This window comes from Enterococcus hulanensis (assembly GCF_005405485.1).
Lineage (GTDB): Bacteria > Bacillota > Bacilli > Lactobacillales > Enterococcaceae > Enterococcus_A > Enterococcus_A hulanensis.
In genome coordinates, this window is record NZ_BJED01000018.1 from 91,577 (window position 1) to 103,702 (window position 12,126).

A 12,126-nucleotide genomic window follows, 5' to 3' on the forward strand; every position below is an offset into this window, starting at 1 on the left:
AGTGGGAGTGAAAAATAGATGAAATCAAAACGATTTGAAGAACTAGAAAAAAGACCGGTCAATCAAGATGGTTTCGTGGATGAATGGGTAGAAGAAGGATTAATTGCGATGCAAAGTCCTAATGACCCTAAGCCAAGTATCAAGATTGTCAACGGCGAAGTAGTTGAACTTGATGGAAAAGACAAAGCCGACTTTGATTTGATCGATTCATATATTGCTCAATACGGGATCGATTTGACTCGCACCGAAGAAGTAATGGCTATTCCTTCTAAAGAATTAGCGAATAAAATCGTTGATCCAAATATTTCAAGAGAAGAAATCGTTCAATTAACTACGGCTGCTACACCAGGTAAATTGAATGACGTTGTTGGTTATATGAACGTAGTTGAAATGATGATGGCTGTTCAAAAAATGCGTGCACGTCGTCGCCCAACAACCCAATCTCACGTAACAAACGTCCGCGATAATCCTGTTCAGATCGCTGCCGATGCAGCTGAAGGTGCTTTACGTGGATTCGATGAACAAGAAACAACCGTTGCCGTAGCTCGTTACGCACCTTTCAATGCCGTAGCGATCATGGTAGGGTCTCAAACTGGCCGTCCAGGTGTATTGACTCAATGTTCGTTAGAAGAAGCGACAGAGCTTGACCTTGGGATGCGCGGATTTACTGCCTACGCTGAAACGATCTCTGTTTATGGAACTGAACAAGTATTTACCGATGGTGACGACACACCTTGGTCTAAAGGATTTTTAGCTTCTTGTTATGCCTCTCGCGGATTGAAAATGCGCTTTACTTCTGGAACGGGTTCAGAGGTACAAATGGGGTATGCAGAAGGAAAATCAATGCTTTATCTTGAAACACGTTGTATCTATTTAGCAAAAGCTGCTGGGGTTCAAGGATTGCAAAATGGTTCGATCAGTTGTATCGGGGTACCAGGTGCGGTTCCATCAGGAATTCGAGCAATTTTAGCTGAAAACTTGATTGCAATGCTGCTTGATTTGGAAGTTGCTTCAGGAAATGACCAAACCTTCTCACATTCTGATATTCGTAGAACTGCTCGTTTGTTGATGCAATTCTTGCCGGGAACAGATTTCATTTCATCAGGTTATTCTGCAACACCGAACTATGACAACATGTTTGCTGGTTCAAACTTCGATGCCGATGATTTCGATGATTATAATATCATCCAACGTGACCTGCGCGTTGACGGCGGTTTACGCCCTGTGAGTGAAGAAGACGTAATCGCAGTTCGTAATAAAGCAGCGAGAGCGTTGCAAGGCCTATTTGATAAGTTAGGCTTGCCAACAATCACGGATGAAGAGGTTGAAGCGGCAACTTATGCTCGCGGATCACAAGATATGCCAGAACGCGACATGGTTCAAGATATCAAAGCGGCGCAAGAATTATTAACACAAGGAAAGACAGGCTTAGACCTTGTTAGAGGGTTATCAGAAAGCGGCTTTGAAGATGTAGCAACAAGCTTGCTCAATCTTTTGAAACAACGTGTAGCTGGAGATTTCTTACAAACGTCTTCTATCTTTGATGCAGACTGGAATGTTATCTCTGCTGTCAATGACAAGAATGATTATGCTGGACCGGGAACAGGCTACCGACTTGATGGTTCAGAGTGGGAAAAAGTAAAAGCAATCCCTAAAGCAATCAATCCGAAAGATATTTAAGGATGTCCATTCTGCTGAAAAGAAGGAATCAAAAGTTAGCAGAGTGGTATATGGCATGAACCTCAAACTTATTTTTTCTTACAGAAAAAATGAATACATTAATAGGAATTAGGAGGATTAAAATGACAGAACTGAATGAAAATCTTTTGCGCTCCATTATTAAAGAAGTCTTAACTGAAATGGAAGCGAATACTGGAGATCAACCTGTTGCTTTTGAACAATCAAAGACAGAGCCTGCAGCATCGTCTGATTGGTTTAAATCTGTTGGCGTTGCCCAACCAGGAAATTCTCAGGATGAAGTAGTTATTGCGGTGGCACCGGCCTTTGCAGATTCACAAACAACCAATATTCTTGGTGTTCCTCACAAAGAAATTCTAAAACAAGTGATTGCGGGGATTGAAGAAGAAGGCTTGAAGGCACGAGTAGTTAAAGTTTATCGTACTTCTGATGTTGCCTTTGCGGGTGTTGAAGGAGATAAATTATCTGGTTCGGGCGTTTGTGTGTCAATTCAATCAAAAGGCACGGCAATCATTCACCAAAAAGATTTGCAACCGTTATCAAACTTAGAATTATTCCCGCAAGCTCCGCTGATCACGTTGGAAACGTATCGTGCGATTGGGAAAAACGCTGCGAAATATGCCAAAGGCGAGTCACCAAGTCCAGTGCCGATGATGAACGATCAAATGGCTCGGCCGAAATATCAAGCTTTGTCAGCATTGCTCCATATTAAGGAAACGAAGCACGTAGTAATCGGAAAACCAGCAGAAGAAATTTCTGTAACTTTATAGTGAGGTGACTAGAATGAATGAACAATCTATCGAAAGTTTGGTTCGAGGAATCTTAAAAGATATGAATAATGGTGCAAGTTCTTCCGCATCAGAAAGTCCAATAAGTTCTGGAGCAGCAACCGTTGCTGATTATCCGATCGCAAAAAATCATCCAGATTGGATCAAAACTAAAACTGGTAAGACATTAGATGATATTACTTTAGAAAATGTATTGAACGGCTCATTAACACCGGATGATTTGAAAATTACGCCGCGTATTTTGAAGGCACAAGGAGAAATCGCAACTAGTGCAGGTAGAAAAACGATCGCTAATAACTTTGACCGCGCGTCGGAGTTAACGGCTGTTCCTGATGCACGAGTGCTGGAAATGTACAATGCGCTGCGGCCTTATCGTTCAAGCAAACAAGAGCTGTTGGATATCGCGAGCGAGTTGGAAACGAAATATGATGCGAAAATCAGTGCGGCGTATATTCGTGAAGCGGCTGCGCATTATGAAAAACGGAAAAAACTTAAAGGTGATAACTAATTTCTAGTTCGGAAATTCAGGAAGAGGAGCAATGAATGATGAAACGTGTAATTGGGATTGATATTGGAAATTCCTCAACTGAAGTTGCTTTGGTTGAAATTGATGACCATCAGCATGTCCGATTCCTAGAATCAGCAATTGCGGATACGACCGGAATAAAAGGAACGAAGAAAAATCTATTTGGTATCTACAAGGCGATCAACGAGGCTTGTTCTAAGAATCGATTAAAGGTCGAAGAAATTGATTTGATTCGAATCAATGAGGCCACGCCTGTTATCGGCGATGTTGCCATGGAGACTATAACCGAAACGATCATCACTGAGTCTACAATGATCGGTCATAATCCAAAAACGCCAGGCGGCTTAGGATTGGGTGTAGGAACCACGCTTCGCTTTGCTGAGCTTGAAAAGATTGGCAAGAAGGATACTCCTTATATTTTGATCATTGAGAAGTCTTTTGATTTTGATGATGTCGCACAGCAGATCAATCATTTTGTAGCAAATGGTTATCTCATCACTGCTGCGATCATGCAATCAGATGATGGGGTATTGGTAAACAATCGCTTAACCAAAAAAATACCGATCGTTGATGAGGTTTCTTATATCGATAAGGTTCCCGTCAATATGCTGGCAGCAGTCGAAGTTGCTGAAACAGGCCGCGGTGTATCGCAGTTATCCAATCCATATGGGATCGCAACGGTTTTTGAACTTGATTCTGAGGCAACTAAGAACATTGTTCCAGTTGCCCGAGCGCTAATTGGCAATCGCTCTGCGGTTGTGATTAAAACACCCAAAGGCGATGTCAAAGCGCGAACGATACCGGCTGGAAAAATCGAGATTACTGGCGGCAATCGCCGGAGTACAGTTGGTATTTCGGCAGGTGCTGAGAAAATTATGGAAGCTGTTTCGGCCTTTGAAGTGATCGACAACGTAACCGGAGAATCGGGCACGAATGTTGGCGGCATGTTGGAAAAGGTTCGCTTAACGATGGCGGAGCTGACGGATCGTCCAGTCAATCAAATCTTCATCCAAGATTTATTAGCGGTGGATACCTTTGTACCGATCAGTGTCAAAGGCGGATTAGCCGGTGAATTCTCGATGGAGCAGGCGGTTGGGATAGCCTCGATGGTCAAATCTGATCATTTGCAGATGTCGAAAATCGCCGATGAAATCCAACAAGATCTAGGGATCAAAGTTGAGATCGGCGGCGCGGAGGCAGAAGCCGCGATATTAGGGGCGTTAACAACGCCGGGAACTTCTGCACCGTTAGCTATTTTAGATTTAGGTGCGGGTTCGACAGATGCCTCTATTATCAAAAAAGATGAGAAAATCGTTGCTACACATTTGGCTGGTGCAGGAGACATGGTTACAATGCTGATTCAATCAGAGCTGGGCTTGGAGGATGTTTATTTAGCCGAAGATATTAAGAAATACCCATTAGCTAAAGTGGAAAATATTTTTTATATCCGGCATGAAGACGGCTCGGTCCAATTTTTTGATGAACCTTTAGATCCCGCGTTATTTGCCAAAGTGGTGGTGGTTACTCCGGATGGTTATGTACCGATCCCAGGGGATGATTCCATTGAAAAAATTCGCTTGATTCGGCAAACTGCGAAGGAACGTGTTTTTGTAACAAACGCCTTGCGAGCCTTGCGACGTGTCAGTCCGACTGGAAGTATTCGAGATATTCCATTTGTTGTAATCGTTGGTGGCTCTGCGCTAGACTTTGAAATTCCGCAGATTGTAACCAATGCGCTGTCTCATTACGGCTTGGTAGCAGGCCGCGGGAATATTCGGCAAATCGAAGGACCGCGAAACGCTGTAGCGACTGGCTTGATCCTTTCCTATTTGAGGGAGGGATTCGATGGAGTTTGATCTAAATGTTCGACCAATGGTACTGATCTATATTTCTAAAAATGCTGTGGTAGATGATATTCAGTACATCCTTTACGGTTTGGAAGAGGAAAAAATTCCTTTTTCAATAGAGCAAAGGGATTTTACAAATGCGATAGCAGCCGCATATGTTGCGTCCAATACTTCTTCGCTCAATGTCGGAATCGGGTATGTAAATAATGAAGCAGCCCTTCATTATAAAAATTTGGCACCAGAAACTCCTTATCAATCGATTCAACGAGTTGTAACTTGTCCGCCGGCGATTTTAAAAAATTTCGGCGGGAATGCGGCACGTTTGGTAAAGGGCGTGCCATTCAAATCAATTGATCCTACGGAGGTGAAACTATGAATCAAGCAATTGGCTTAGTGGAAGTAAAAGGGTTAGCTAGTGCCATCGAAGTATCGGATACGATGGTCAAGGTGGCCAACGTTGAACTCTTAGGTGTTGAAAAAGCGAAAGGCTTCGGCTGGATGACCGTTAAGGTTGCTGGTGATGTCGGTGCTGTAAAGGCAGCGGTAGACGCTGGTAAAGCTAAAGCAGTAGCGAACAACGTTTATCTATCTGCACTGGTTATTCCTCGCCCAGCCAATAATTTAGAAAAAATATTTTTTATGAAGAAACAAAAGCAATTGGAATTATCTGCTGAAAGCTCAGAAAAAACACCAGGGATGAGTGACCCACAACCGTCTGTGCAAGTTGAGGAAGAAGCGACACCAGTTGAAAAGCCAGTGATCGACGAACCAATCAAAGACGACAGCAGTAAAAATGAAGCAATAAAAGAAGAGCCGACTAACGAAGCTCCGGTTAAAGAAAAACCGGCCAAAGAGGAATCTAAAAAGAAAAAAAATCCACCAAAGGGTTCAAGGAAAGCTTCAGAGTCAAAAAAGAAGAAGTAATCATAGACGGTAATAGGAGGAATAGACATGAATGATGCATTAGGAATGATTGAAACAAAAGGGCTCGTTGGTGCTGTGGAAGCAGCCGATGCGATGGTCAAAGCAGCGAATGTCACACTAGTTGGAACTGAAAAAATTGGTTCAGGACTAGTTACGGTTATGGTTCGCGGCGATGTTGGTGCAGTCAAAGCAGCAGTAGATGCAGGAAGTGCGGCTGCTGAAAAAGTGGGAGAAGTGGTTTCCGTTCACGTAATCCCAAGACCACATCACGATGTTGACGAAATTTTAGTACCCAAAGTAGGCAATGAATAATTACAGCATTGAGGAAATTAGAAAAATTGTTCGTGAAGTGTTATTGGAGATGCAGGCAGAAACATTTCCAATCGGCATCTCTAACCGACACATACATTTAACGGAAGAACATTTTAATATTCTATTTCCAAATGAATCGATCGAACCCTTGAAGCCTTTGAAGCAGCCGGGAGAATTTGCCTCAAAGCAGACGGTGAGCTTAGTTGGGCCAAAAGGTGAGATCAAAAAGGTGCGTATTTTAGGCCCGCTGCGGAAGCATTCGCAAGTGGAGATTTCAAAAACCGACGCACGGAATTTAGGTGTGCAGCCGCCGATCCGTTTATCCGGTCATTTAGCTGATGCTGTCGAAATCATGATTCGCAGTGAGGCGGCAGAGTTGACGATTCCCGCGGCGATCGTGGCAAAACGCCATATCCATTTGAACTATCAGGACATGGAGCGTTTGAATTTAAAAGAAGGTCAAGTTGTTTCGGTAGAAATTTTCGAAGGTACGCGGCGCTGTATTTTTCATGATGTTGAATTGCGTCCCGGAAAGAATTTCGTTTTAGAAATGCATGTGGATACAGATGAAGCGAATGGTGCAGATATTCAGCCAAATACACGAGGACGGATTATCAGAGAATAGTCCAAAGGAGGAAGTATGGAATCAATCGAAAAAGCCAATCAATTATTAACATCTTTTCATGAACTTGTGAACACAAAGCAAGCACAGGAATTTAATCCTGAAGATGGCTATAAAGTTGGGGTCGATTTGGGTACTTCCTCTATTGTATTGGTTGTTTTAGATGGGAAAAATCGACCAATCTTTGGTGCTTTTGAGTATGCGGATGTGATTCGCGATGGACTGGTCGTTGATTATCAACAATCCGTTCAAATCGTTAATCGTTTGCGTGCTGAAGCAGAAGAGGCGCTGGGTTTTCCTCTAAAGGCTGCATCAGGAGCTATTCCACCGGGAACGGTTGGAAACAATAAACGAGTGGTGGCGAATGTCATCGAAAGTGCGAATATGTTGGCAGATCAACTAGTCGATGAACCAACAGCAGCCGCTTTAGTTCTGGATGTAGACGAAGGAGCTGTCGTGGATGTTGGCGGCGGAACGACTGGTATCAGTATTTTTGAGAAGGGTCAGCCGATCATTGTCGAAGATGAACCTACCGGCGGAACGCATATGACATTAGTGATTGCCGGAAATAATAAAATTTCCATCGAAGAAGCTGAACAAATCAAACGAGATCCAGCACGTGATCGAGAGAATTTTATTATTTGTCGTCCAGTGATTCAACGAATGGCAAACATTACCGCCAATGTATTGAAAAAGCATCCAGCGGATCCTATCTATGTGGTTGGCGGCGCTTCGTATCTCACTGAATTTGAAAAAGAATTCTCCAATTATTTGGAGCAAAAGGTTTATAAACCAAAATATCCTCAATTTGTAACGCCAATTGGAATCGCGATGTCTTCCATTCCAATCATTGACTGATCGTGTGGATGGGCAACAGTGTTCCAATTGAATAGTAACTATATCTGCAATAAGAATTGGGAGTAAGAATATGGACGAGTTAGTTGAGCGTATTATTTCAATCATCAATCAGCGTGAACAAAATACCTTATTTCTTTCTTGTCATACGCCTTCCCATATTAATCAAGGAATTAGAGGTTTTTTATACAATAAGCATATTCATTTGACCGAGGTAGATATCCTATTTTTAGAGCGGTTCATAAAAAAAGACGATCAAGACCCTTTAGTGAAATGGCTGTATCAAAGCTATGACTATGATTGTTGTCTGACCTTTGAACTGGCTTTTTCAAACACGGATTTGATTCCAAATGAATTATTCAACGAGTGCAGTGTGAAATTGCTTAACAATCAAGGAAAACAATATTTCCGATTTTCTAACAAAGTCATCACTTACCAGCAAATAGCTATGCTGACGCAGGAGGATATTTTATTACTGGCCTCTAAGCAATTAGTTACGGACTTGGCAAGAGAGCGCTTAAAGGAAAAGAAAGTCATTGTTGTAGAAAGGAGTTCAACCCTATGCTGATGGCAAAAGTAGTTGGGAGTGTAGTTTCGACCCAGAAGGATGAATCATTAGTAGGAAAGAAATTAATGATCATTCAACCGATTAACTCTGAGCAACAGGATATTCGCTTCCAACAGGTGGCGGCGGATACAGTAGGGGCTGGTATTGGGGATTACGTCTTATTGACTAGTGGTTCTTCTGCCAGAAAACTGTTTTCGACTTCTTCAGATGCTGTTGATTATGCAATCGTTGGAATTATTGACACGTTTGATTTTTAGGGAGCTGAGGAAAGTATATGGCGATTTATACGAAAACGGGAGATAAAGGAACAACGAGCCTTTTTGATGGAACAAGGGTAAAAAAATCAGATCTGCGAGTCGATACTTACGGGACATTTGATGAATGTTGCGCACAAGTCAGTGTCGCTCAGAAGCTAGCTAAGGATTCAGAAACGATTCAGCATTTGGAATGGGTTCAGCAAAAGCTGTTCCGATTGAATGCAGAAATTGCGACGGAAAAGGATCTCACCAAGCTGGAGGCAAAGAGCACATTGATTGCATCAAGCGATATTCAGCAAATGGAAGAATGGATCGATCAATACACCAAACGCTTGCCTGAATTGCATAGTTTCATTTTACCGGGTCAGACGCTCTCAGCAGCTCAACTGCATGTGGCGCGAGCTATTTGTCGGCGAGGGGAGCGGCTGCTGACAGCTTTATCGGAAACAGCAGAGGTACGAGAAGACGTGCGAAAATTTGTTAATCGGTTATCCGATTGTCTGTATATTTTTGCGCGGATGGAGGACCAAGCTGAAACCGAAAAAAAGCTGGTGGATGAGATTTTACAGCGTTACCTTGAACAAAGCGGCACTCAAATGCCAAGCAGCCGATTGATCAAGCATCATAAAATCTTTCAAGCCTGTGAAGAACAGGCAGAGATGATGGGTGTTCCTGTTTCAATGGCTTTGGTTGATGAAACAGGCAGCCTAGTAAGTTTTTATCGAATGTCAGGCGCTCTGCTAGTCAGTGAGGCTTTGGCTCAGAAAAAGGCCTATTCGGCTGTCGCGATGAAAGCCAATACTCATGAATTGAAGGAGCTGATTCAACCAGCTGGCGATCTTTATCAATTAGAGACTCTAACTGATGGACAGGTCGTTACTTTTGGCGGCGGCTTTGTGATCAAAGATTCGATGGGTGAAATTATCGGCGGATTAGGTATCAGCGGCGGTGCAGTTGAAGAAGATATGGCGATCGCTCAAAAAGGTTTAGAGAAGTTGAAGGAGATTTGATATGCGTGAAGAAGAAATAAAAGAACTGATCGTAAAAATTCTTCAAGAAGCTCAAACAACAACCTCTCCAGCGAAGGAATTTGGTGTTTTTGAGACCGTTGAAGAAGCGATTCATGCGGCGAAATTTGCCCAAGAATGTTACGAAAATCAAACCTTAGAAACAAGAAGAAAAGTGATTGACGCGATTCGTTGCGGGATGAGACCGCATATTGAAAAGATCGCCTGCGATACATTAGAAGAAACTGGAATGGGACGGTATGAAGACAAGCTGCAAAAACTCCAACTAGTTTTAGATAAGACACCCGGTGTTGAAGATTTACACACGGAAGCTTTAACCGGCGACAATGGGATGACCTTGTATGAGCTGTCTCCTTATGGTGTTGTTGGAGCGGTTACTCCAAGTACCAATCCGGCTGAAACGTTGATTTGTAATTCGATCGGTATGCTGGCGGCTGGAAACGCAATTTATTTCAGTGTCCATCCGGGAGCGAAGAAAATTTCCCGCTGGGTCGTAAGCAAAATGAATGAGCTGGTTTATGAAGCTTGCGGGATTCAAAATCTGATCGTAACAATTGCGGAGCCTTCGATCGAAGCGGCTCAAGAAATGATGGTTCATCCAGATGTTCCGCTGTTGGCGATCACAGGCGGACCGGGAGTTGTACGGCAAGCATTGAAAAGCGGGAAGAAAGTTATCGCAGCAGGTGAAGGGAATCCGCCATCACTTGTTGATGAGACCGCAAATGTTGAAAAAGCAGCGAAGGATATCGTGATCGGTGCTTCATTTGACAACAATATTTTGTGTACTGCTGAAAAAAGTGTCGTGGTCGTTGAACAAGTTGCCGACTATCTGATTCTTCAGATGGAAAAAAGCGGTGCATATCTAGTTCAAGATGAAGCCGTTATTCAAAAAATGGTGGACATGACGATCATGGAAAATGGGGCACCGAGCCGGAAATTTATTGGGAAGGATGCCAACTATATTTTAGCTGAGGCAGGTATCAAGGTAGATTTCGATGTGCGGGTCATCATTTTACGGACAGATAAGATTCATCCTTTCGTTGTGAAGGAGATGCTGATGCCGATTCTGCCGATCGTTACCGTGAAAGATTTTGATGAAGGATTAGCGACTGCGTTGCAGATCGAAAATCGCCGCCATCACACGGCGACAATGCATTCACAAAATGTTGGCCGGATGAATCTGGCGGCTAAGAAATTCCAAACATCGATCTTTGTTAAAAACGGGTCATCATTTGCCGGATTAGGTTTTGGCGGCGAAGGACCGACAACGTTTACGATCGCAACACCGACGGGAGAGTGTACGACATCAGCTCGTGATTTTGCTCGGAAACGTCGTTGTGTGCTGACGGACGGATTTTCAATTCGCTAGAGGGGAGGATTCTTTTTGAAAAAATGGTCAATGAAACCAGAAATTTATTCTGGTTTTGCCAGTCTGGAACGGCTGCAGCAGTTTGAAAAAGAGAACCTCTGTTTCGTATGCGATCCTTATTTAGCGGAATCCGACAGTTTAAAAAGAATTTTAGGCTATGTGAAGCGGACAAACAGTGTCGAAATTTTTTCTGATATTATCCCAGATCCTCCGATCGAGACCGTGGTAGAAGGAATCGAAAGAATGACGAAAATTCAGCCAACTGTGGTGATCGCAGTTGGTGGAGGATCTGCGATTGATACAGCTAAGGCGATGCTGTTCTTCTACAAACGAACAACAGGCAATAAGGTAAAAAGATTCGTTGCCATACCAACAACAAGCGGTACTGGATCGGAAGTAACCAGCGCCTCTGTTATAACGGACACGCAAAATAAAATAAAGTATCCGATTTTTCATGAAGCCATTATCCCGCATGAGGCGATCTTAGACGCGAGTTTAGTGATGTCTAGTCCGCCATCGGTTACGGCCTTCAGCGGTTTGGATGTTTTGACTCATGCGATAGAATCACTAGCTTCAGTGAATCGGACAAATTATACGAACGCTTTGGCAGAAAAAGCGACAGAATTGGTTTTTCAATATTTGCCGACTTGTGTAAATCAAGGAATGGAACTAGATGCTCGAATTCAAATGCATGAGGCATCAACGCTAGCTGGTTTAGCATTTGACGCAGCCGGATTAGGTGTTTGTCATGCAATCGCGCATCAAGTAGGCGCAAACTTTAAAGTTCCTCACGGATTAGCCAATTCGATGCTGCTTCCATATGTCATAGAAGCAAACAGTAAGAATAAAGAGACAAGAAAGAATTATGCGAGAATCTCACGCAAATTGGGTATTTGTCCACCGAGTTTGCCGGATCATTTAGCAGTTTCAAATCTTTCTCAAGCTGTTCAGCAATTAGCGATCGAATGTAAGGCGCCGATTAAATTGAATAGCTTTGGTGTTCAAGAAGAAGCGGCATTGTCCGCTGAGGATGTCATCGCAAACAACGCATTAAATGATACAACATTCAAGACCAATCCAATTCAGTTTACGGCAGAAGAAATTAAAGAAATTTATCGCAAAATCATTAAATAGTGACAAACGATATGAAAATCAAACTTATTTTTCTACCAGAAAAATAAATACATTAATAAGAATAAGGATGTCAGTTCCTCTTTTAGCAGGTTGCTAGAATAAAAAAGAAAAAATCGATGTTAGATCAATTCAAATTTTCAGATGTATAGAGGAATGATATACGGCATGAAAAACAGACTTATTTTTCTACCAGAAAAA

The 12,126-nt window shown here is 42.7% G+C and carries 14 protein-coding genes; all 14 read left to right on the forward strand.

All coding sequences use genetic code 11. From position 1 onward, the window contains the following. Positions 1-18 precede the first annotated feature (18 nt). The 14 genes from FFR60_RS17955 (at position 19) to FFR60_RS18020 (ending at position 11,928) form a co-directional block, all read left to right on the forward strand. A complete protein-coding gene (locus tag FFR60_RS17955) occupies positions 19-1,680 on the forward strand; it encodes a propanediol/glycerol family dehydratase large subunit (RefSeq protein WP_088931995.1) in 1,662 nt (553 codons plus the stop codon). Between the two features lie 122 nt (positions 1,681-1,802). Next, positions 1,803-2,468 carry a propanediol/glycerol family dehydratase medium subunit gene (locus tag FFR60_RS17960; RefSeq protein ID WP_088931996.1) on the forward strand — a complete coding sequence of 222 codons (666 nt, stop codon included), beginning with the start codon at positions 1,803-1,805 and terminating at the stop codon, positions 2,466-2,468. A 13-nt stretch (positions 2,469-2,481) separates the two neighbouring features. Next, positions 2,482-2,994: a diol dehydratase small subunit gene (locus tag FFR60_RS17965; RefSeq protein WP_137665205.1), complete on the forward strand. Its 513-nt coding sequence runs from the start codon at positions 2,482-2,484 to the stop codon at positions 2,992-2,994. Positions 2,995-3,032: 38 nt separating this feature from the next. Next, the gene (locus tag FFR60_RS17970; RefSeq protein WP_137665219.1) at positions 3,033-4,868 is read left to right on the forward strand and encodes a diol dehydratase reactivase subunit alpha; all 1,836 of its coding nucleotides are present in this window, start codon (positions 3,033-3,035) and stop codon (positions 4,866-4,868) included. Beyond that, on the forward strand, positions 4,858-5,235 hold the full coding sequence (locus FFR60_RS17975) for a glycerol dehydratase reactivase beta/small subunit family protein (protein WP_137665206.1): 378 nt from the start codon (positions 4,858-4,860) through the stop codon (positions 5,233-5,235). Before FFR60_RS17970 ends, FFR60_RS17975 begins: the two co-directional genes overlap by 11 nt. Then, positions 5,232-5,783 carry a BMC domain-containing protein gene (locus tag FFR60_RS23105; RefSeq protein ID WP_137665207.1) on the forward strand — a complete coding sequence of 184 codons (552 nt, stop codon included), beginning with the start codon at positions 5,232-5,234 and terminating at the stop codon, positions 5,781-5,783. Before FFR60_RS17975 ends, FFR60_RS23105 begins: the two co-directional genes overlap by 4 nt. A gap of 27 nt (positions 5,784-5,810) precedes the next feature. After that, positions 5,811-6,095, forward strand: a complete 285-nt coding sequence (locus FFR60_RS17985) for a BMC domain-containing protein (protein ID WP_088932000.1) — start codon at positions 5,811-5,813, stop codon at positions 6,093-6,095. Next, positions 6,088-6,720, forward strand: a complete 633-nt coding sequence (pduL, locus tag FFR60_RS17990; RefSeq protein ID WP_088932001.1) for a phosphate propanoyltransferase — start codon at positions 6,088-6,090, stop codon at positions 6,718-6,720. Before FFR60_RS17985 ends, pduL begins: the two co-directional genes overlap by 8 nt. Before the next feature lie 15 nt (positions 6,721-6,735). Beyond that, positions 6,736-7,575 carry an ethanolamine utilization protein EutJ gene (gene eutJ / locus FFR60_RS17995; RefSeq protein WP_137665208.1) on the forward strand — a complete coding sequence of 280 codons (840 nt, stop codon included), beginning with the start codon at positions 6,736-6,738 and terminating at the stop codon, positions 7,573-7,575. Between the two features lie 70 nt (positions 7,576-7,645). Beyond that, on the forward strand, positions 7,646-8,140 hold the full coding sequence (gene pduM, locus FFR60_RS18000) for a PduM family microcompartment protein (protein ID WP_137665209.1): 495 nt from the start codon (positions 7,646-7,648) through the stop codon (positions 8,138-8,140). After that, positions 8,134-8,397, forward strand: coding sequence for a EutN/CcmL family microcompartment protein (locus tag FFR60_RS18005; protein WP_088932003.1), 264 nt, complete (start codon positions 8,134-8,136; stop codon positions 8,395-8,397). The genes pduM and FFR60_RS18005 overlap by 7 nt, the downstream gene beginning before the upstream one ends. Before the next feature lie 17 nt (positions 8,398-8,414). Next, complete coding sequence (locus FFR60_RS18010) at positions 8,415-9,407, forward strand: cob(I)yrinic acid a,c-diamide adenosyltransferase (RefSeq protein WP_137665210.1); 993 nt, start codon at positions 8,415-8,417, stop codon at positions 9,405-9,407. Between the two features lies 1 nt (position 9,408). Next, positions 9,409-10,794, forward strand: a complete 1,386-nt coding sequence (locus tag FFR60_RS18015; protein WP_137665211.1) for an aldehyde dehydrogenase family protein — start codon at positions 9,409-9,411, stop codon at positions 10,792-10,794. A gap of 15 nt (positions 10,795-10,809) precedes the next feature. After that, on the forward strand, positions 10,810-11,928 hold the full coding sequence (locus tag FFR60_RS18020) for a 1-propanol dehydrogenase PduQ (RefSeq protein WP_088932006.1): 1,119 nt from the start codon (positions 10,810-10,812) through the stop codon (positions 11,926-11,928). Positions 11,929-12,126: the final 198 nt, after the last annotated feature.

Coding starts and splice junctions, on each gene's coding strand:
- FFR60_RS17985 (WP_088932000.1), top strand. CDS start 5,811: ATGAATGATGCATTAGGAATGATTGAAACAAAAGGGCTCGTTGGTGCT.
- pduL (WP_088932001.1), top strand. CDS start 6,088: ATGAATAATTACAGCATTGAGGAAATTAGAAAAATTGTTCGTGAAGTG.
- FFR60_RS17965 (WP_137665205.1), top strand. CDS start 2,482: ATGAATGAACAATCTATCGAAAGTTTGGTTCGAGGAATCTTAAAAGAT.
- pduM (WP_137665209.1), top strand. CDS start 7,646: ATGGACGAGTTAGTTGAGCGTATTATTTCAATCATCAATCAGCGTGAA.
- FFR60_RS18010 (WP_137665210.1), top strand. CDS start 8,415: ATGGCGATTTATACGAAAACGGGAGATAAAGGAACAACGAGCCTTTTT.
- FFR60_RS17975 (WP_137665206.1), top strand. CDS start 4,858: ATGGAGTTTGATCTAAATGTTCGACCAATGGTACTGATCTATATTTCT.
- FFR60_RS17955 (WP_088931995.1), top strand. CDS start 19: ATGAAATCAAAACGATTTGAAGAACTAGAAAAAAGACCGGTCAATCAA.
- eutJ (WP_137665208.1), top strand. CDS start 6,736: ATGGAATCAATCGAAAAAGCCAATCAATTATTAACATCTTTTCATGAA.
- FFR60_RS18015 (WP_137665211.1), top strand. CDS start 9,409: ATGCGTGAAGAAGAAATAAAAGAACTGATCGTAAAAATTCTTCAAGAA.
- FFR60_RS17960 (WP_088931996.1), top strand. CDS start 1,803: ATGACAGAACTGAATGAAAATCTTTTGCGCTCCATTATTAAAGAAGTC.
- FFR60_RS23105 (WP_137665207.1), top strand. CDS start 5,232: ATGAATCAAGCAATTGGCTTAGTGGAAGTAAAAGGGTTAGCTAGTGCC.
- FFR60_RS18005 (WP_088932003.1), top strand. CDS start 8,134: ATGCTGATGGCAAAAGTAGTTGGGAGTGTAGTTTCGACCCAGAAGGAT.
- FFR60_RS17970 (WP_137665219.1), top strand. CDS start 3,033: ATGAAACGTGTAATTGGGATTGATATTGGAAATTCCTCAACTGAAGTT.